Here is a 15,409-nt window from a genome sequence, read left to right on the forward strand (position 1 = left end):
TCCGGTCCTGCACCGGACGCTTCGGATCAGACGCTACGGGCCGACCGGACCAGGATTAAGATCCAGCAACGTGCCGAAAAACTGGTCCGGTTCAGGCCCGGACCTCCACCTCGAGATCGACCCCGGCGACGGGCGCCGCGCCGGCCTGGAGCGGGCGCTGCGCCGGGCGGTACGGGACGGACGGCTGGCACCCGGCACCCGGCTGCCGTCGACCCGCGCGCTGGCCGAGGAGCTCGGGCTCTCCCGGGGCACCGTCACCGCCGCGTACGACCAACTGGCCGCCGAGGGCTACCTGACCGCGCGCCCGAGCTCCGGCACGGTGGTCGCCGACCTGTCCGGCCGGACCGTGGACGCCGTCACTCCGGCGGCGGCCGAGGCCGCACCCCGGCACGACCTGCGGCCCGGACTGCCCGATCTGACGGCCTTCCCCGCCCGGGCCTGGCTGCGCTCCACCCGCCGGGTGCTGCTCGAGGCACCCCCGGCGGCGATCCACGGCCACAGCGACCCGCAGGGCCGTATCGAACTGCGGACCGCCCTCGCCGCCCATCTCGGCCGGACCCGCGGCGTGCTCGCCACCCCCGACCGCATCGTCATCACCTCCGGCTTCTACCAGTCCATCAGCCTGCTCGCGCAGGTGCTGAAGGAAGGCGGCACCCGGACGGTCGCCATGGAGGACCCGGGCCACGAGCTCTACCGCGAGGTCGTCCGCCGGGCCGGCCCGGCCGTGGTGCCGCTGCCCGTCGACGAGCTGGGCGCCCAGGTCGACGGCTGTCCGGCCGAGGCCGTCGTGGTCACCCCGGCGCACCAGTACCCCACCGGTGTGCCGCTCCACCCCCGGCGGCGGCAGGCCCTGCGCGACTGGGCGCGGAGAAGCGGCGGGCTGATCGTCGAGGACGACTACGACGGGGAGTTCAGGTACGACCGGCGGCCGGTCGGCGCCCTCCAGGGCATCGCGCCCGACCACGTCGCGTACTGCGGCAGCGCGTCCAAGGCCCTCGGCCCGGCACTGCGGCTGGGCTGGACGGTCCTGCCCCGGGAGCTCGTCGGCCCGGTGGTGGAGGCCAAGAGCCGCGCCGACCTGTACACCGAGACCCTCGGCCAGCTCGTCCTGGCCGACCTGATCACGGGTCACGACTACGACCGGCACGTCAGGGCCGCCCGGGTGAAGTACCGCCGGCGCCGCGAGCTGCTGATCCGCCGGCTGGGCCCCGGGGCAGACCTGCGCGGCGTCCCCGCCGGGCTGCACGCGCTGCTCACCCTGCCCGACGACGGCCCCGGCGAGACGGAGGTGCTCGCCCGCTGTGAGCGGCGCGGCATCGCCCTGCGCGGCCTCGCCGACCTGTGGCACCGGCCGGACGGCCGGATGCAGGGCCTGCTCATCGGCTACGCCGCACCCCCCGAACACGCCTACCCGGCGGCGCTGGAGGCCCTCGCCGAGGTGCTGGGTACGCCATCCGGGCGTCTCGCGGGCGGGTGAGCGGGGAGCGGGTCATCATCGGCAGGGGGCCCTGGCGACGGCAACAGCGAAGGAACCGAGATGACCACCCTGCGGATCGAACACCCGACCCCCGACTACGACGCCTGGAAGCAGGTCTTCGACGCCGACCCGCTCGGCCGGGAGCAGAGCGGCGTGCGCGGCTACCGGATCCTCCGGTCGGTCGGCGACCCCACGCTCGTCATGATCGACCTCGACTTCGACAGCGCCGGTGAGGCCGAGAGCTTTCTCACCAGGCTGCGCGTGCTGTGGCAGAGCAACCCCCTCCTCACCGGAAACCCGAAGGCCCGGGTCGTCGAGACGGCGGAGAGCAAGGACTACTGACGGCCGAGCGCCGACGGTCGGCACAGGAGGTACCGATGCGTCCGAGGCGTTCAGGGCGTCCGAGGCGGCCGATGCATCCGCGCGGCGAGGCGCTCAGAGAGTACCTGCGCGGCGCGCTGTGGGTGCTGCCCGGCATCGCGGTCGTGCTGGCGCTGGTCGCGGGAAGCACACTCTCCCACGTACGGGTCCGACCTCACTCGCCCCTGCACCCGCTGGCCTTCGCCGGTACGGCGGACGACGCCCGCCAGGTGCTGATCGCCATCGCCTCGACCATGGTGACCGTCATCGCGCTGGTGCTCGGCCTCACCGTGGTGGCCCTGCAGGTGGCATCGACGCAGTTCTCACCGAGGCTGCTGCGGAACTTCCTGCGCGACCGGCCCAACCAGGTCGTCCTCGCCGTGTTCGTCGCCACCTTCGCGTACAGCACCGCAGGCCTGTACACGGTCGGCGTCTCCGGCGGCGGCGATGTCGACGAGTTCCCGCGGATCGCGGTCACCGGGGCGATCGTGCTGGTCTTCGTCAGCCTGGGGATGCTCGTCTTCTTCGTTCACCACGTCGCGCACTCGATCCAGATCGACACCGTGATGACCACCGTCGCCCGGACCACGGCCCGCGGTGTCCTCACCTGGACCGCCGCCGAGCCGGCCGTCGACATCGAAGGGCCGGCCCCGCCACCGGAGGCGGTCGTCCTCACCGCCTCCCGCTCGGGTTACCTGCAGACCGCGCACCCGGAGCGGTTGCTGGCCGCGGCGCAGGAGCAGGACGTCGTGGTCAGCGTCCTGCCCTGGGTCGGTGACCACGTCGTCGCGAACGTCAGCCCGCTCGCCCTGGTGTGGCGCAGCGACGGTGGCGTGGTGAAGTCCCCGGATTCGCTGGCCCGGGCACTGCGCCGTGCCGTACAGCTCGGCCCCGAGCGCACCTTGCAGCAGGACACGGCCTTCGGCATGCGGCAGCTGGTCGACATCGCCCTGCGCACCCTCTCCCCCGCGATCAACGACCCCTACAGCGCGGTCCAGGTGCTCGACCGCCTCTCGACCGTCGTCTGCCTGCTCGGCATCCGCGCATCGGGCGACACCCTCTGCCACGACCCCTCCGGTACGGTCCGGGTGGTCAGCCGCGGGCCCGCCTTCGCCGACCACCTCGACCTCGCGTGCGGCCAGATCCGCCGGTACGGCGCCGCCGAGCCCGCAGTGTGCCTGGCGCTCCTTCGGATGCTGGGAACCACCGCCACGGTCGTCACCGACCCGCTGCGCCGGGAGGCGATCGCCGAGCAGGCCCGGCTGGTGCTCCTCGACGCGGAGGCCCGCATCGCCCAGCCTGCCGACCTGACGGCCGTCCGCGCACTCGGCGCGCGCCTCGACCTGGCGTGACGAGCCGCGGAGAGCTGAAGGACGATCACCCAGCGGCGTCGGCGGCCACGCGGAAGCCGATGTTGCCCGTGGAGCTGTCGGGGGTGTTGGAGCTGCGGGCGGCCACCCGGTAGCGATTGCAGTAGGACTCGTGGCACAGGTGGGATCCACCCCGCATCACCCGGGCGGTGCCGGTCGGCGGTCCGACCGGGTCCCGGCGCAGGCCGGTCCGGTGGAAGTCCGCGCTGAACCAGTCGGCGCACCACTCCCAGACGTTGCCGGCGGTGTTGTGGAGGCCGTAGCCGTTGGGCCGGAACGACTTGGCGGGGGCGGTGCCCCGGTGGCCGTCGGCGGCGGTGTTGAGGGTGGGGAAGACGCCCTGCCAGATGTTGCACATGTGCCGGCCGCCCGGGGTCAGCTCGTCTCCCCAGGGGTAGCGCCGCTGCTCCAGGCCGCCACGGGCGGCGTACTCCCACTCGGCCTCGGTGGGCAGCCGGGTGCCCGACCAGGCGCAGTACGCCTGCGCGTCGTTCCACGAGACGTGGACGACGGGGTGGTTCTGGCGGGAGTCGAAGGACGAACCGGGGCCCTCGGGGTGACGCCAGGTCGCCCCCCGGACGGCACGCCACCAGGGCACCCCGGGCCCGGCGGTGCGGTGGCCAGCAGGTGCTCCGGCAGGAACCCGCCGAAGACGTAGCTGAAGCCGAAGGCCTCGGCCTCCGTGACGTGGCCGGTGGCCTTGACGAAGGTGGCGAACTGGGCGTTGATCACCGTGGCGGGCGCGATCCGGAACGGGCCGACCTCGATCTCGCGGACCGGCCCCTCGCCGTCGGCCCGGCCGGGCGTCCGTTCCAGGCCGGGACGGCCGTGGTGGCGTACTTGGGCTCGGGGGTGTTCGGCTCGTGCGAGGCCTTCGGCGCGACGTACAGGAACCAGGGGCGGGTGTCGGTGGCCGCCTTGTCCAGGAAGGCGAGCGCCCGGTTCTTGATGACGGTGGTGCTGTAGCCGGCGATCGTCTTGACGCTGCCGTTCACGTTGTACGTGCCGTCGTTGTAGACCACCGGGTCCTCCAGCACCCACTCCTCGAAGTGGGGCGGGTTGTCGGCGACGTTCCACGCGTTGAGGTACTTGCCGAACAGTCCGTTGCGGTAGCCGGCCTGCTTGAGGTAGCGCTGCACCGTGGTGTTCTGGTCCAGGTTGTACGGGTGGCCGTTGTCCAGGACGCTGTGGTTGTGGGCGAATCGGCCCGAGAAGACCGACGAGCGCGAGGGCGCGCACAGCGGTGTGGCCACATGCCCGTTGGTGAACTTGACGCCCTGCCCGGCCAGCCAGGCGATCGTCTTCGGGGTGGCCCAGTCGGTGTGCTTGGGCTGGTCGTCGGTGACGATCACCAGGATGTTGGGACGGCTCGCCGCTGCGGCCACGGCGGCCGCGGGCTGAGCGGCCGTCAGCTCGCCGACTCGGCCCGGGTTCGGCTCAGGCTCGGTTCAGCGAACGGGTCACTCCCGCCACCACGGCCGTGGTCAGCAGCCAGCCCGCGGCGATCAGCGCGTACGTGAGGTACTGGGTCGCGCCGGTCCAGTACCAGGCCGCCCGCATGCCGAAGCCACCGATCGGGATGAGCAGGTCGAGCGTGTAGACCAGCGGGTCGAAGGGCTGGCTCTGCTCCGGCTGGGTCGCCCGAGGGTCCTGCAGCCCGAACACCGTGGTGCCCACCAGCGCCAGGCCGAGCAGCCACAGCCCGACCTGCCACGGCCGGTAGCCGTAGCCGACGGTGACGTCGAGCACCCGCCCCCAGATCTGCGCCACGGGGTGCAGGGTGCGCCGTCGGCGCCGCTGCTTCTCCAGCAGCACCCGCCGGGCGTCGCCGTCGTGACCGATCCGGCGGTACCAGCCCGCGAGTTGCTCGTACGGCTGCGGGGCGTAGCCGGGCAGCCGGGCGATCCAGCCGAGCCGTCCGGCCACCGAGTCCGGCCGGTCGGGGGCGGCGTGGATGGCGGTGTACTCGAAGCCGTCGATCCTGCTGTCGGCCGGCCAGCTGTGCTCGTTGTCGTGCAGCACGGCCACCTTGGCTCCCTGCAGGTCCACCGAGCCCTTGACGGCCGCTGCCGGGGTCAGTTCGAGGTCGCCCGCCTGCAGCCGGACGGCCTCCAGCGCCACGTCGGCGCCGCCGAGCACCGCGCCCGCCAGGGAGAGCCGGCTGCGGACGGAGGCGCCGGCCAGGCGGACGGCTCCGGTGGCGGTGAAGCCGTCGGAGAGGATCATCGTGGAGGCCGACAGATCGTCGCCGGTGAAGGAGTCCCCGCCCGGATTGCCGATGCGGGCGCCCTCCATGAAGAGGCCGCCGTTGAACTGCGCGCCCACCAGCCGCAGACCGCCCGTCGCGGTGAACCCGTGGCGGGCGAAGACGCCGCCCTCCATCACCAGTCCGCCGGCCCACAGCGCCCAGACCCCGGTCGCACGGGAGGAGTCGGGCTCCTCGGCGATCTCCGGAGCCGTCAAGGTGACTCCGCTGAGCCGGAGTTCGCCGGTGACGCGGGCGCGGGTGAGGGTCAGCCGTCCGTCGATGAAGGAGTTCTCGAAGAACAGGTTCCCGTCGACCTGGAGCAGCCAGCCGTTCAGGCCGGGGATCCGGCAGCCGATCATGGCGAAGGAGCCGGTGGAGGTGCCGCGGAGCAGGACCGGCTCGTCGAAGCCGCAGCCCTCCAGCTGGACGGCGTGCCCGACGGTGGCCCCCGACAGGTCGAACGCGCCGGTGACCCGCGCCCGTACAGGCTAGCAACCAGCCCTGCTGGCAGTACGACTGAGTTGTTGTCATATCCCAGGTGAGCGGCCCGCCCGACATGCCGCGTTCGGACCATGGTCGTCGGGTTGCCCCGGCCGCCGCGCCACACTGTGGGCTGGCCGCAGGCGCGAGACGGAGGTCCGACCGTGAACAGCACCGAGGAGTTCCAGGCATGGGACATCCACGAGTTCGGGCCCGCCAATGCCACGCGCAGCGTGCTGCTGCTGCCCGGCGGGCTCTGCAGCACGGCGTTCATGGACGACCTGATCACCGAACCGGCGCTGGCCGACGCGCCGGTGCGGCTGGTGGCCACGACCGTCCCGGGCTTCGCCGGCACCCCGGCGCCGCAGGACCTGAGCATGGAGAACTACGCGGCGCTCCTGGGCACCCTCGCCGCGGAACGCGGCTGCGAGGTCGTGGTCGGCCACAGCCTCGGCGCCAACCTGGCCCTGGAGATGGTGGCCGGCGGGCACTTCACCGGCCCGGTCGTGCTGCTGTCCCCGGCGTTCTCCCGGCCTGACGAGTTCAAGCAGCTCGCCGTCGCCGACCGCCTCGGGCGCCTGCCCGGCATCGGGGCCCTGACCTGGGCCGCCATGCTGTGGATGACACCCCACGCGATGGCCGACAGCCTGCCCTCGGCCCGTCGCGAGACCCTGATCGCCGAGCTGAAGAAGAACGACCCGGCGTTCTGCCGCCGGATGACCCGCCACTACTTCGAATACCTGGACCACCACGGCTCGCTGGTCCCCCGGCTCCGCGAGTCGGGTGCGCGGGCCTGGGTCGTCCGCGGCGACCGCGACGAGGTCGGCCTGACCGACGAGGAGCACGACGCACTCGAGGCCAGCCCCCGCGTCACCATGGTCACCATCCCCGACGCGGGCCACATGGTGATGACGGACCAGCCCGCACGGGTCGCCGAACTCGTCGCCCAGGTGGCCCTCGGCTGAGGTCCGGCCGGTCCTGGGAACCGGGAGCCCGAGCGGCGGCGTCCTCCAGGGTGGCGGTCGAACGCTTCAGCGGCTGAGCGGACCAGCCTCAGCCACCTGCGGGTCATCTGTCACCTGGTCCGCCGAGGCGGGGCCGGTGGCACCATGAACACACAGACGGTGTCGAACGCTCGGTACCGATTCCCTGGGGTCACCATGAACACCCGGCTCCGACTCACCCGACTCTTCGCAGCAACGGCCGCGACCGGCATGCTGCTGACCGCCTGCGGAAGCTCAGGCGGTCACCCCTCCACCACGGGGTCACCGTCTGCCGTGCCGAGCACATCCACGGCAACCTCCCCAACTCCGAGCACGTCCGCCCCGACGCCCACGCCCACACCCACTGCGCCGAGCACACCCGCACCCCCCACACCCAAGCCCGGCGGCACCACCCCGCCCCTCGGCTCGGCGCTCCTCCAGCCACTGTGGCCGTTCAGCACGCTCGCCCAAGCCCAGGCGTGGGAACGCGACTTCCACTCCGGCGGCCACCAGCCCTGGCATCTCGACCCGGACCAGACCGCCCTCTCCTTCACCCAGGGCTACCTCGGCTTCCAGGACGTCAGCCGCGTCTCCTCACACACCGTCAGCGGCCGCGACGCCCGGATCGGCGTCGGCCTGAGCACGCCCGAGGGCGCCCGCGGCACCGCAGCCGTCATCCACCTCGTCCGGTACGGCACCGACCCGGACGCCCCGTGGGAGGTCGTCGGCACGGACGACACGACGTTCTCGCTGACCATGCCCGCGTACGGCTCGGTCGCCCACTCCCCGGTCCAGACCGGCGGCCGGATCACCGGTGTGGACGAGAGCATCCGCGTTCAGGTGCGCCAGCCCTCCTCCACGGCCCCGCTCGGCAGCTTCTGCTGCCTCCCGGCGGGCGGGAGCGGCGAGCCCTGGCACGCGCCCGTGTCGTTCTCCGGCGCCCACGACCCGGTACTGACGATCGTCGCGTCCACCGGCGGGCACATCTCCTCCGTCGAACGCTTCACCGTCACGGCAGTGCGCACCGGCTGACTCCGCCCGGATCCAAAGGACCTCGGAACGGACTCAGCGGCCGCCGAACTTCTCGTCTGTGGGGACGACCTCGCGACCCAACGGCATGAGGGAGATCGGGATCATCTTGAGGTTCGCCCAGCCGAACGGGATCCCGATGATCGACAGGAACAGCGGGATGCTCGTCGCGATGTGAGCGAGCGCCAGCCACCAGCCCGCGAAGATCACCCAGATCACATTGCCGATGCAGGACGGCGCCCCTGCGTCGGGCTTCTCCACCGTCGTCCGCCCGAAGGGCCAGAGGACGTACCCCGCGATTCGGAACGCGGCGATGCCGAACGGGATCGCTTCCCGAGGAGCAGGATCGCGCAGCAAGCCCGATCAGGTTCCGGCTGACCCTGGCCTGAACCGCGTTAGCTAGAAGCCGTCACCACGGACGGGGCTTGAGAGTTCGGATGTGGGTATCAGCGCAAACCGGATTTTGCCGAACTCATGGTACGTGCCTGCGATGTAGGCCATCCTGGGGGGATGGGTTGGGGGCGGAAGCGGTACATGTGGGTGGCAGGCGGCACTGTCGCAGCAAGTGCGGGTTTGGCGGCAACTTACGCATGGCAGTTAGCCAGCATTCAGGTAATACCGACCGGATCTGCCGCGATAGTTGAGCGTTTCGGCAAGTATAGTCGTACGCTATTCACAGGATTCAACACGATCACTCCACTTGCAGACACAGTCAGAAATCGAATTGACCTTCGCGAGCAGACCGTCCCGTTCCCACTGTATGTGATCTCAACATACGATGGCTCCGCCATGCCGATCGAATTGACGATTCAATACAGCGTCACCGATCCAGTAAAAGCTACCTACAGCACGGCTTCATACATTCAGGCACTTGAGCGACACACCCTATATGAACTCACATATGCGCTTTCCAACCTTGCAGCCGCCGATGCGCGAATGTCACTTCAGCAAGTTGCTGGAGAGGTTCGCCAAGCCCTCGAACCGCGAGCAGCCCGCTGGGGGCTAACGCTCCACGAAGTCCTACTCACCCTAGGCACGATCGAGGTCACCGAACATGAGGATGAGGCCGCCGTGGTCGCCGACCACGGCGGAGCGTCAGCGCAGGTATACGCCTCACACGTAGTCATGAATGTCAGCGGGCAGATATCCAACCAGGCGAACGGCGGGTTCGAGTCAATGAGTAACTGGAAGATCGAGCGGCAACAAATATCAGGCGGCAACATTCAGCAGGGCGACCGTAACCATCAGGCCAATTACGGACAGGGCGGCGAACTCGGCTGGCAGCAGGCGCGTGATGTGATTACTACCCTGCTCGCAGAACTGAGGATGGCGAGCCAAGCAGGAAGGCTGACAGCGCCTTCGATAATCGCAGACGCCGAGGTAATCGAAGGCGAGCTGGTGGCCGCGGATGCGGAAAGGCGTGAACCTGACGCTGGCCTCATGCGCCAGGCATGGGAGCGGATGAAGACCACGGCTGGTCCGGCAGCCATCGCAGTAGCTGGAACAGCTACAGCCGACCTGATTGCCCAACTCGGCCAGCTTCTCGGAACCTGATAATCCAGCCGGACTTCTCCATTCGCATTGGAGAATTAGTTAGCTCACTCCCAGCGCCCGGATGGGAGCGCCTCGCGTCGCCTTGTGTCGGCACAGGTGCCACCGTGCTGGAGATCTCAGCGACCGCCGAACCTCTCGTCGGTGGAGACGACCTCACGGCCGAGCGGCATCAGGGAGATCGGGATCATCTTCAAGTTCGCCCAGCCGAACGGGATCCCGATGATAGTCAGGAACAGCGGGATGCTCGTCGCAATGTGAGCGAGCGCCAGCCACCAACCCGCGAACACCAGCCAGATCACGTTGCCGATACACGACGCCGCGCCGGCATCTGGTCGCTCCACCGTCGTCCGCCCGAACGGCCACAGGACATATCCGGCAATACGAAATGAAGCAATTCCAAATGGAATGGTGATAATTAGGATGAAGCAGATGATCCCGGCGATGGCATAACCGATGGCCATCCAAATGCCGCAGAAGATCAGCCAGAGGATGTTCAGGACCAGATCGATCACCTTCATAGGAACAGCCTCCCATGTGCCTCGCGCGACCGCGCGTGATCTGCGTCCGGATGGCGCTTGGACGACTCTCGATCGGGACGACTACTCGCCAACATTGATCTCTGGCGCAGTCAGCTGTGGGACCGGTACGTCAGCCTTGCTGAGCACCGACAGGTGGGCAGCCGCTGAGCGCGAGAGGCTGTCGAGTACGGCCTTGCCCTTGGCAGCTGTTCCCAGGGACGGCTTGCCGATGATGCCGTTCTCGGTGTACCCGGCCATGCCCAGCGTCAGCAGGTGGGGGCGCTCGGGGGCGGAGTGGTCGTCCTGCTCGATCCCGTCGCGTACGAGGTGCGGCGCGCCGTGGAGCAGCAGGGAGACCTCAAGCTCGCCGCCGTGCATGTCCTCGGTGCCCGTGCTCTCCAGCTCGGCGTCTGTGCGGGCCTGGTGCCAGTCCTCCCGGACGGGGAAGAGGGCCAGGTTTCGCCCTGTGGTGTTGGCCTCCTGGACGACGTTGGAGAGCACGTAGTTGCCTCCGTGGCCGTTGACGATGATCAGGCCGGGTACGCCGGATGCCTGGAGGGACTTCCAAATGTCGTTGACCACTGCGTAGAGCGTGGCGGCGCTGATGCTGACGGTCCCGGGCATGGTCGAGTGCTCGTGGGAGCATGCCATCGTGATGGGAGGGAGCAGGAAGAGATCGTAGTCGGTGGCGATGCGCTGAGCGATCACGCTCGCGATCACGGTGTCAGTGGTGAGCGGCAGGTGCGCGCCGTGCTGCTCGAAGCTCCCAATGGGCAGGACAGCCACTTTGGAGCCTCGGCGGCGCTCGTCGGCGGAAGTGGCCTGTGTGATCAGTGCGTCCATGATCCCAGCTTCTCCCATCAGCTCGTTCGAGGGCGAGGGACGACCGCACTGCGGGCAAGCGTGAGGCGGTCGGAGAATGCTGCGACAGCCGGAACATCACGCCACTTCAGCAGCGATTGGCCGGCGGCGGCCAGTTCGCCGATCGCCCGCGCGGATTCGGTGTCCAGTGCGATCGACAGGGCTCGGTCGGCTGCTGCGGCCCCCTGCTCAGGTTCGCCTGCGGTCGCGTAGGCGCGTGCCAGTCGCGAGAGGTAGACGCCTTGGTCGTTGCGGTAGACCTGTGGGAGAACGGCCAACTCGGCCTCGAAGACTCGGGCGGCGCGCTGTGGGTCGCCAAGCTCGATCCAACAGTTTGCCCGCTGCATCTCGACGTAGGTCGGGGTGCAGTAGGCCGTGTCCAGGGCGTCGTCGTCTTCGGGCTCGTCCGGTGCGGTGGCAAGCTCGTACGCCTCGTCGAACTTCGTCTGAGCGAACTTCGGGTTGCCCATGAGAGCGTGGCCCTGCGCCTCCTGCTGCGCCGCAAGGGCTCGGATTCGCGGCGTCACTCCAGAGACCCGCTGCGCAGCCCGCGCGAGGCTGACGGCCTGTTGCGGGTTCCGGCGGGCGGTGGCCTGGTTGCTCTTCCGGAAGAGCACATAGGAGGTCATGAGATCGTCGCCGGTCTCCTGGGACCACTCCATCGCGCGGTCTGACCAGTAGGTGGCCTGGGTGAAGTCTCCGAGATCCTGATGCAGCCACCCAAGGAACTCCGCAATCCGCGCGCCAAGGGTGAGCAGATCGTCCCGGACCGGGCCGGCGGTGTGCTCCTGTAGGCGGTCGATCGACCTGACGTGCCGCTCCACCGGGTCGAGCGCATGCCGGGAACCGAACAGATTCGCTGCCTTGTAGTGGCTGGGCATGATGGCCCGAATCTGGGACGCGAAGAACTCGGGCTCGATGAGCGGGCTCGGAACTGCCGCAGAGTACGTGGGCTTGGGCAGGGCGTGGGTGATCGCGTTGGTTGCCGTGGCGGGCCGGGCGGACTGCTCCCATCCTCGGGTAGCCAGGCCGAGCATGTGTCCGGGGATGTGCAGCCCGTCGGCGATGCGCTCCACAAGATCGATCTTCTCGATGTTGCGGTTTCCTGCGATCACTTCGCCAACCCGGCTCGGTGTCAGGTCGCACGCCCTGGCGATCATTGACGGGTAGATCCCGGCCTGCTTGAGCAGGCGGAAGACGGTGGAGAACTTCCGGGCTCTGCAAGCCGCGATCATCTCGGGGTCGGCCAGAAGGGCACGCGGCAGCCTGTGCGGAATTCCGGCGTCCGCCATGGGTGTCCCCTCGTAGCGTGGACGATCTTCCGTTGCCTGTCGGCAAGTTGATTACCTGTGAGTTTACCCACATTGGGTAATCAGGGTGGGTACGTCTCCGCTCTTCCGCTTGGCAATCCTGAAGTCACGCACCCGGACGACCGGGTGAGCACAAAGCGGGCTTCAGGAGGGCGGTATGGGCGTGATCGGTTCCAGCAACATCTCCGGCAGCGGCGTGACGTTGCTCAAGCCGCCGAACACGGTTAACGAGCGGGGCTACTGGTTGCCGCGCCACCGGAGGTCGGCCGGCGTGGCTCGGGAGCGGCTGCGGGAGTTCCTCGCCGACGTTGGTGGCGGTGGGCAACTGCTCGACGCTGCCGAGTCGGTGCTCACAGAGTTGGTTACGAACGCGGTGGAGCATGCCCGCGTCTCGCCTGGTCGGCTGATCGCGGTCCGGCTTCTAGCCAGTGATGGCCGGTTGCGGATCGAGGTGCATGACGCGAGCGAGGAGCGGCCGGTGTTGCGGCCGGAGGTCGGCGGTGATGAGGAGTCGGGGCGGGGCCTGCGACTGGTCGAGCTGCTTGCGGTGGCGTGGGGTTGCTGCCCGCGTCCGGGTGGGGTCGGGAAGTTGGTGTGGGCTGTGGTTGGTCCTGTGGAGGGTGGGTCATGAGGTGGATCGGGCGCTCGGTTTGGGTGGAGGTGGCGCGCTGCTACTACTGCGGCGCGGGGCTGCGAACGGGGATGGCGCGGTTCATCGTCGTGGGTGGCCGGTCGGTCGGTGTGCACCGTCGTCACCCGCGCCGGGCTGGGGAGGTGGCGGCGTGACTGGCCTCGCCAGGACCGGCGGTCTGCTGAGCGCTGTGGCGGTGCCGCACCCGCACGCGGTCACGGCTGAGATCGAGGGTGTCATGCCGGTCACGCCGTTTGCCTCGGTGGCCGACGCTGCCAGAGTGCTGCTGGCCGCCGTGCGGGGCTTCTCTATCGGTGAGCAGCAGCGGAGTTACGTTGCGTGCTGCTTGACCGGTGTTGGGTCTGCTGAGTACATCACGCGGTGTCTGGAGCGTGAGGGTGCGTGGTCGCTGACGGTGTACCTGGTGGACGGGTCGGGCGGCGGGGCGCGATGGGTCGGGCATTCCGTGCGGATCAAGGCCGCCAGTTGGGCGGCCGCGCGGTGACTCGGGGGCTTAGGGGTCTGTGGCTGCGGCTGGACATGTGGTGGGGCCTGCACGGGCAGTTCTCCAGGCCGGTGCGGTTGGTCAGTGCGCGCCGGCGTGCTGCTCACGAGCGGGTGGAGGCGCGGTGCGCGGAGCCCGGGTGCAGGGAGGCGGCCCTTCGGCGGCTTACGGATCGGATCGGGCTGCGAGATCTCGGGATCGGTGGTCCGCTGCCGATGCCCAGTGAGGCGGAGCTGTTCCGCCGGATCTTCGGGTGTGAGCCCGGGCGGGGAGTTGGCGGCTGAGCGGCGCTGACGTGGGCGATCACAACTGAAGACTTGCCGGACCACCCCGAATCCTTGGCGGGGTGGGGGTGGTCCGGTGGGTTGGAACCCGGTGCCGATGGTACCGGGCTCCTCGGCATGTCTGTACACGGATGGCGCTGGTTCGGTTGTCGATCAGGGGAGTTGACGGTCTGTTGGACGGGGACGACGGCGTTTTCGGGGAGCTGGCGGCGGACCTGGACCCGGATGCGTGGGTGTGGCTGCCGGGGGTGGACTATGCGGCGGGGTGGCGTGAGGCCCGGGATGCGGCCGATGAGCTGAACGAGGTGCTCGCGGCGTGTGGGGTGGACCGGCGGCACCTGCGGGCGGTGGCGGACACGGATGCCCATGGCCAGGGCTGGGTGCGCCTGGTCGGTGTGCCGTACGGCTGGCACCGGTTGGGCGAGCTGTTGCAGCTGGCCGTGGAGGAGGCGCGCCGCGAGTCGGCCTGAGGCCGCATCGGCCCTGCTCTGCTCGGGTGGCAGGTGGCGAGCGTGGGCACGCGGCCGGCGGGGGAAGGGTTTGGGCGGTGTCCTTGCGGGGCTGGGGTCGGGCATGTCCGGGGGGCCGTAAGCTGCTTCGCGAATCGGGCAGGCTTCTGGGCCTGACCGCAATTTGGCCGAGTGGCCCCCCGGTCTTGCCCGACGCGGGCCCCGGCCCGGCAAGGTGCCTAAAGCCTCCCACTGCCGTCCGCCCCCGGCCACCACGCGGCAGCCCCTGCCGCCCTCGGCTGGTCCGGCTGGCGCCGCCGCCACCAAGTCCGCGCCCAGGCCAGTCACTACAACCGACAAGCCGCGAATGAGGCATGAAGATCACGATCTACGGCTGGAGTATTGGGCGCCGGGGTGCCGGGTGTCAGCTTTCGGAGGTGGCCTGCTGCCCTGATCCCGCTCACCTGCAACGAGATTCAGCGCCTGTTCACCACGCTCGTCATCCGACTGGCCACGACGCGGCCCCACCGGCTGCGGACGGGCGGGCGAGTATCACTGCCACCTGTGTCCATGTGCAAGTCGGCGGCAGTGGCGCATTGTTGAGGGATATTCAGCGAGAAGATCGAGCTAGTGCTTTCGGATCTGGCCCCAGCCGTGGCCGGTGGCAGCGTGGGACTGAACACGCTCGGTGCCTACGGTGGCACTGGCCGCGTCGGGGGTTGCGGTGGGTGGTCGAGGGCCGGACGCTGGAAGGAGAGAGCCAACAGGGAGAGGAGGTGTTTTCCCATGGCAGAGAAGACCGTGGCGCTCAAGCAGGGAGAGGGCAGGTCGTTCTGGGTGCTGAACGGCTTGTACACGGTGAAGGCGTCCGCCGACGAGACCGGTGGCGCGTTGACCGTCATGGAGATGACGATTCCCGCCGGCTGGGGACCGCCGCCACACACCCACCCCGGGACCGAGAGCGTCTGCGTCCTGGAGGGCAGGATCCGTTACTACATCAACAACGAGACGATCGAGGGCGCCCCGGGATCCTTCTTCCACATTCCCGAAGGAACCTGGGAGAGATTCGAGCCGCTTGAGACGTCGCGCCTCCTGGTCATCTACGCGCCGGGTGGGTATATCGAGGAGTTCTTCGCCGAGGCAGGCGAGCCCGCCACAGCGAATGAACTGCCCACTCCGTCCACCGAACCGCCGGACTACGAACGTTTCGCGGAGATTGGCGCGCGGCACGGCATCCAGATGAGGCCGAAGCCGGAGAGCTGATCGTGTCCTGCTCCGTGGCCTGCCCCGCCCGCCCGGGATACCCGGCGGTACGGGGCGTTGGTGCGCCAGTACGGTCGAGCGGTGGTT

15 protein-coding genes and 2 pseudogenes are annotated in these 15,409 nt (G+C 69.4%); 10 read left to right on the forward strand and 7 right to left on the reverse strand.

Annotated features, from left to right (window positions below; all coding sequences use genetic code 11):
* Positions 1–70: 70 nt before the first annotated feature.
* The 3 genes from pdxR to FB465_RS14465 all read left to right on the forward strand — a co-directional run bounded on the left by pdxR (position 71) and on the right by FB465_RS14465 (position 3,189).
* On the forward strand, positions 71–1,477 hold the full coding sequence (pdxR, locus tag FB465_RS14455) for a MocR-like pyridoxine biosynthesis transcription factor PdxR (protein WP_145790886.1): 1,407 nt from the start codon (positions 71–73) through the stop codon (positions 1,475–1,477).
* 60 nt (positions 1,478–1,537) lie between these two features.
* Positions 1,538–1,819, forward strand: a complete 282-nt coding sequence (locus FB465_RS14460) for a hypothetical protein (protein WP_145790888.1) — start codon at positions 1,538–1,540, stop codon at positions 1,817–1,819.
* A 71-nt stretch (positions 1,820–1,890) separates the two neighbouring features.
* On the forward strand, positions 1,891–3,189 hold the full coding sequence (locus FB465_RS14465) for a DUF2254 domain-containing protein (protein WP_170290583.1): 1,299 nt from the start codon (positions 1,891–1,893) through the stop codon (positions 3,187–3,189).
* A gap of 25 nt (positions 3,190–3,214) precedes the next feature.
* Here FB465_RS14465 and FB465_RS14470 read toward each other — a convergent pair.
* From FB465_RS14470 to FB465_RS14480, 3 genes and pseudogenes are all read right to left on the reverse strand, one after another.
* Positions 3,215–4,104 (reverse strand): annotated as a pseudogene (locus FB465_RS14470) (formylglycine-generating enzyme family protein).
* Positions 4,095–4,592, reverse strand: a pseudogene (locus tag FB465_RS14475) (sulfatase-like hydrolase/transferase); the annotation flags it as partial. The pseudogenes FB465_RS14470 and FB465_RS14475, both read right to left, overlap by 10 nt.
* A gap of 52 nt (positions 4,593–4,644) precedes the next feature.
* Positions 4,645–5,814, reverse strand: a complete 1,170-nt coding sequence (locus tag FB465_RS14480) for an oxidoreductase (protein WP_145790892.1) — start codon at positions 5,812–5,814, stop codon at positions 4,645–4,647.
* Between the two features lie 285 nt (positions 5,815–6,099).
* Between FB465_RS14480 and FB465_RS14485 the strand changes: the two genes are divergently transcribed.
* On the forward strand, positions 6,100–6,900 hold the full coding sequence (locus tag FB465_RS14485) for an alpha/beta fold hydrolase (protein ID WP_170290584.1): 801 nt from the start codon (positions 6,100–6,102) through the stop codon (positions 6,898–6,900).
* A 312-nt stretch (positions 6,901–7,212) separates the two neighbouring features.
* Complete coding sequence (locus FB465_RS35805; protein ID WP_170290436.1) at positions 7,213–7,950, forward strand: hypothetical protein; 738 nt, start codon at positions 7,213–7,215, stop codon at positions 7,948–7,950.
* Positions 7,951–7,983: 33 nt separating this feature from the next.
* On the opposite strand, the gene FB465_RS14495 is transcribed toward FB465_RS35805, so the two are convergent.
* Positions 7,984–8,304, reverse strand: coding sequence for a YccF domain-containing protein (locus FB465_RS14495; protein ID WP_425461177.1), 321 nt, complete (start codon positions 8,302–8,304; stop codon positions 7,984–7,986).
* Between the two features lie 216 nt (positions 8,305–8,520).
* Here FB465_RS14495 and FB465_RS14500 point away from each other — a divergent pair, with 216 nt between their 5' ends.
* Positions 8,521–9,501, forward strand: a complete 981-nt coding sequence (locus FB465_RS14500; RefSeq protein ID WP_170290585.1) for an SPFH domain-containing protein — start codon at positions 8,521–8,523, stop codon at positions 9,499–9,501.
* Between the two features lie 116 nt (positions 9,502–9,617).
* On the opposite strand, the gene FB465_RS14505 is transcribed toward FB465_RS14500, so the two are convergent.
* The 3 genes from FB465_RS14505 to FB465_RS14515 form a co-directional block, all read right to left on the reverse strand.
* The gene (locus FB465_RS14505; protein ID WP_145790900.1) at positions 9,618–10,019 is read right to left on the reverse strand and encodes a YccF domain-containing protein; all 402 of its coding nucleotides are present in this window, start codon (positions 10,017–10,019) and stop codon (positions 9,618–9,620) included.
* An 81-nt stretch (positions 10,020–10,100) separates the two neighbouring features.
* On the reverse strand, positions 10,101–10,862 hold the full coding sequence (locus FB465_RS14510; protein WP_145790901.1) for a creatininase family protein: 762 nt from the start codon (positions 10,860–10,862) through the stop codon (positions 10,101–10,103).
* Positions 10,863–10,879: 17 nt separating this feature from the next.
* Positions 10,880–12,172, reverse strand: a complete 1,293-nt coding sequence (locus FB465_RS14515; protein WP_170290586.1) for an NsdA family TPR-like regulatory protein — start codon at positions 12,170–12,172, stop codon at positions 10,880–10,882.
* Between the two features lie 175 nt (positions 12,173–12,347).
* Between FB465_RS14515 and FB465_RS14520 the strand changes: the two genes are divergently transcribed.
* The 4 genes from FB465_RS14520 (at position 12,348) to FB465_RS14540 (ending at position 15,322) form a co-directional block, all read left to right on the forward strand.
* Complete coding sequence (locus tag FB465_RS14520) at positions 12,348–12,821, forward strand: ATP-binding protein (RefSeq protein WP_145790905.1); 474 nt, start codon at positions 12,348–12,350, stop codon at positions 12,819–12,821.
* A gap of 151 nt (positions 12,822–12,972) precedes the next feature.
* Positions 12,973–13,326 (forward strand): hypothetical protein, encoded by a 354-nt coding sequence (locus FB465_RS14525; RefSeq protein WP_145790907.1) that lies wholly within the window; start codon positions 12,973–12,975, stop codon positions 13,324–13,326.
* A 457-nt stretch (positions 13,327–13,783) separates the two neighbouring features.
* A complete protein-coding gene (locus tag FB465_RS14530) occupies positions 13,784–14,080 on the forward strand; it encodes a hypothetical protein (protein ID WP_246192665.1) in 297 nt (98 codons plus the stop codon).
* A gap of 765 nt (positions 14,081–14,845) precedes the next feature.
* The gene (locus FB465_RS14540) at positions 14,846–15,322 is read left to right on the forward strand and encodes a cupin domain-containing protein (RefSeq protein ID WP_145790912.1); all 477 of its coding nucleotides are present in this window, start codon (positions 14,846–14,848) and stop codon (positions 15,320–15,322) included.
* The last annotated feature ends 87 nt before the right edge of the window (positions 15,323–15,409 follow it).

Source organism: Kitasatospora atroaurantiaca, from assembly GCF_007828955.1.
Lineage (GTDB): Bacteria > Actinomycetota > Actinomycetes > Streptomycetales > Streptomycetaceae > Kitasatospora > Kitasatospora atroaurantiaca.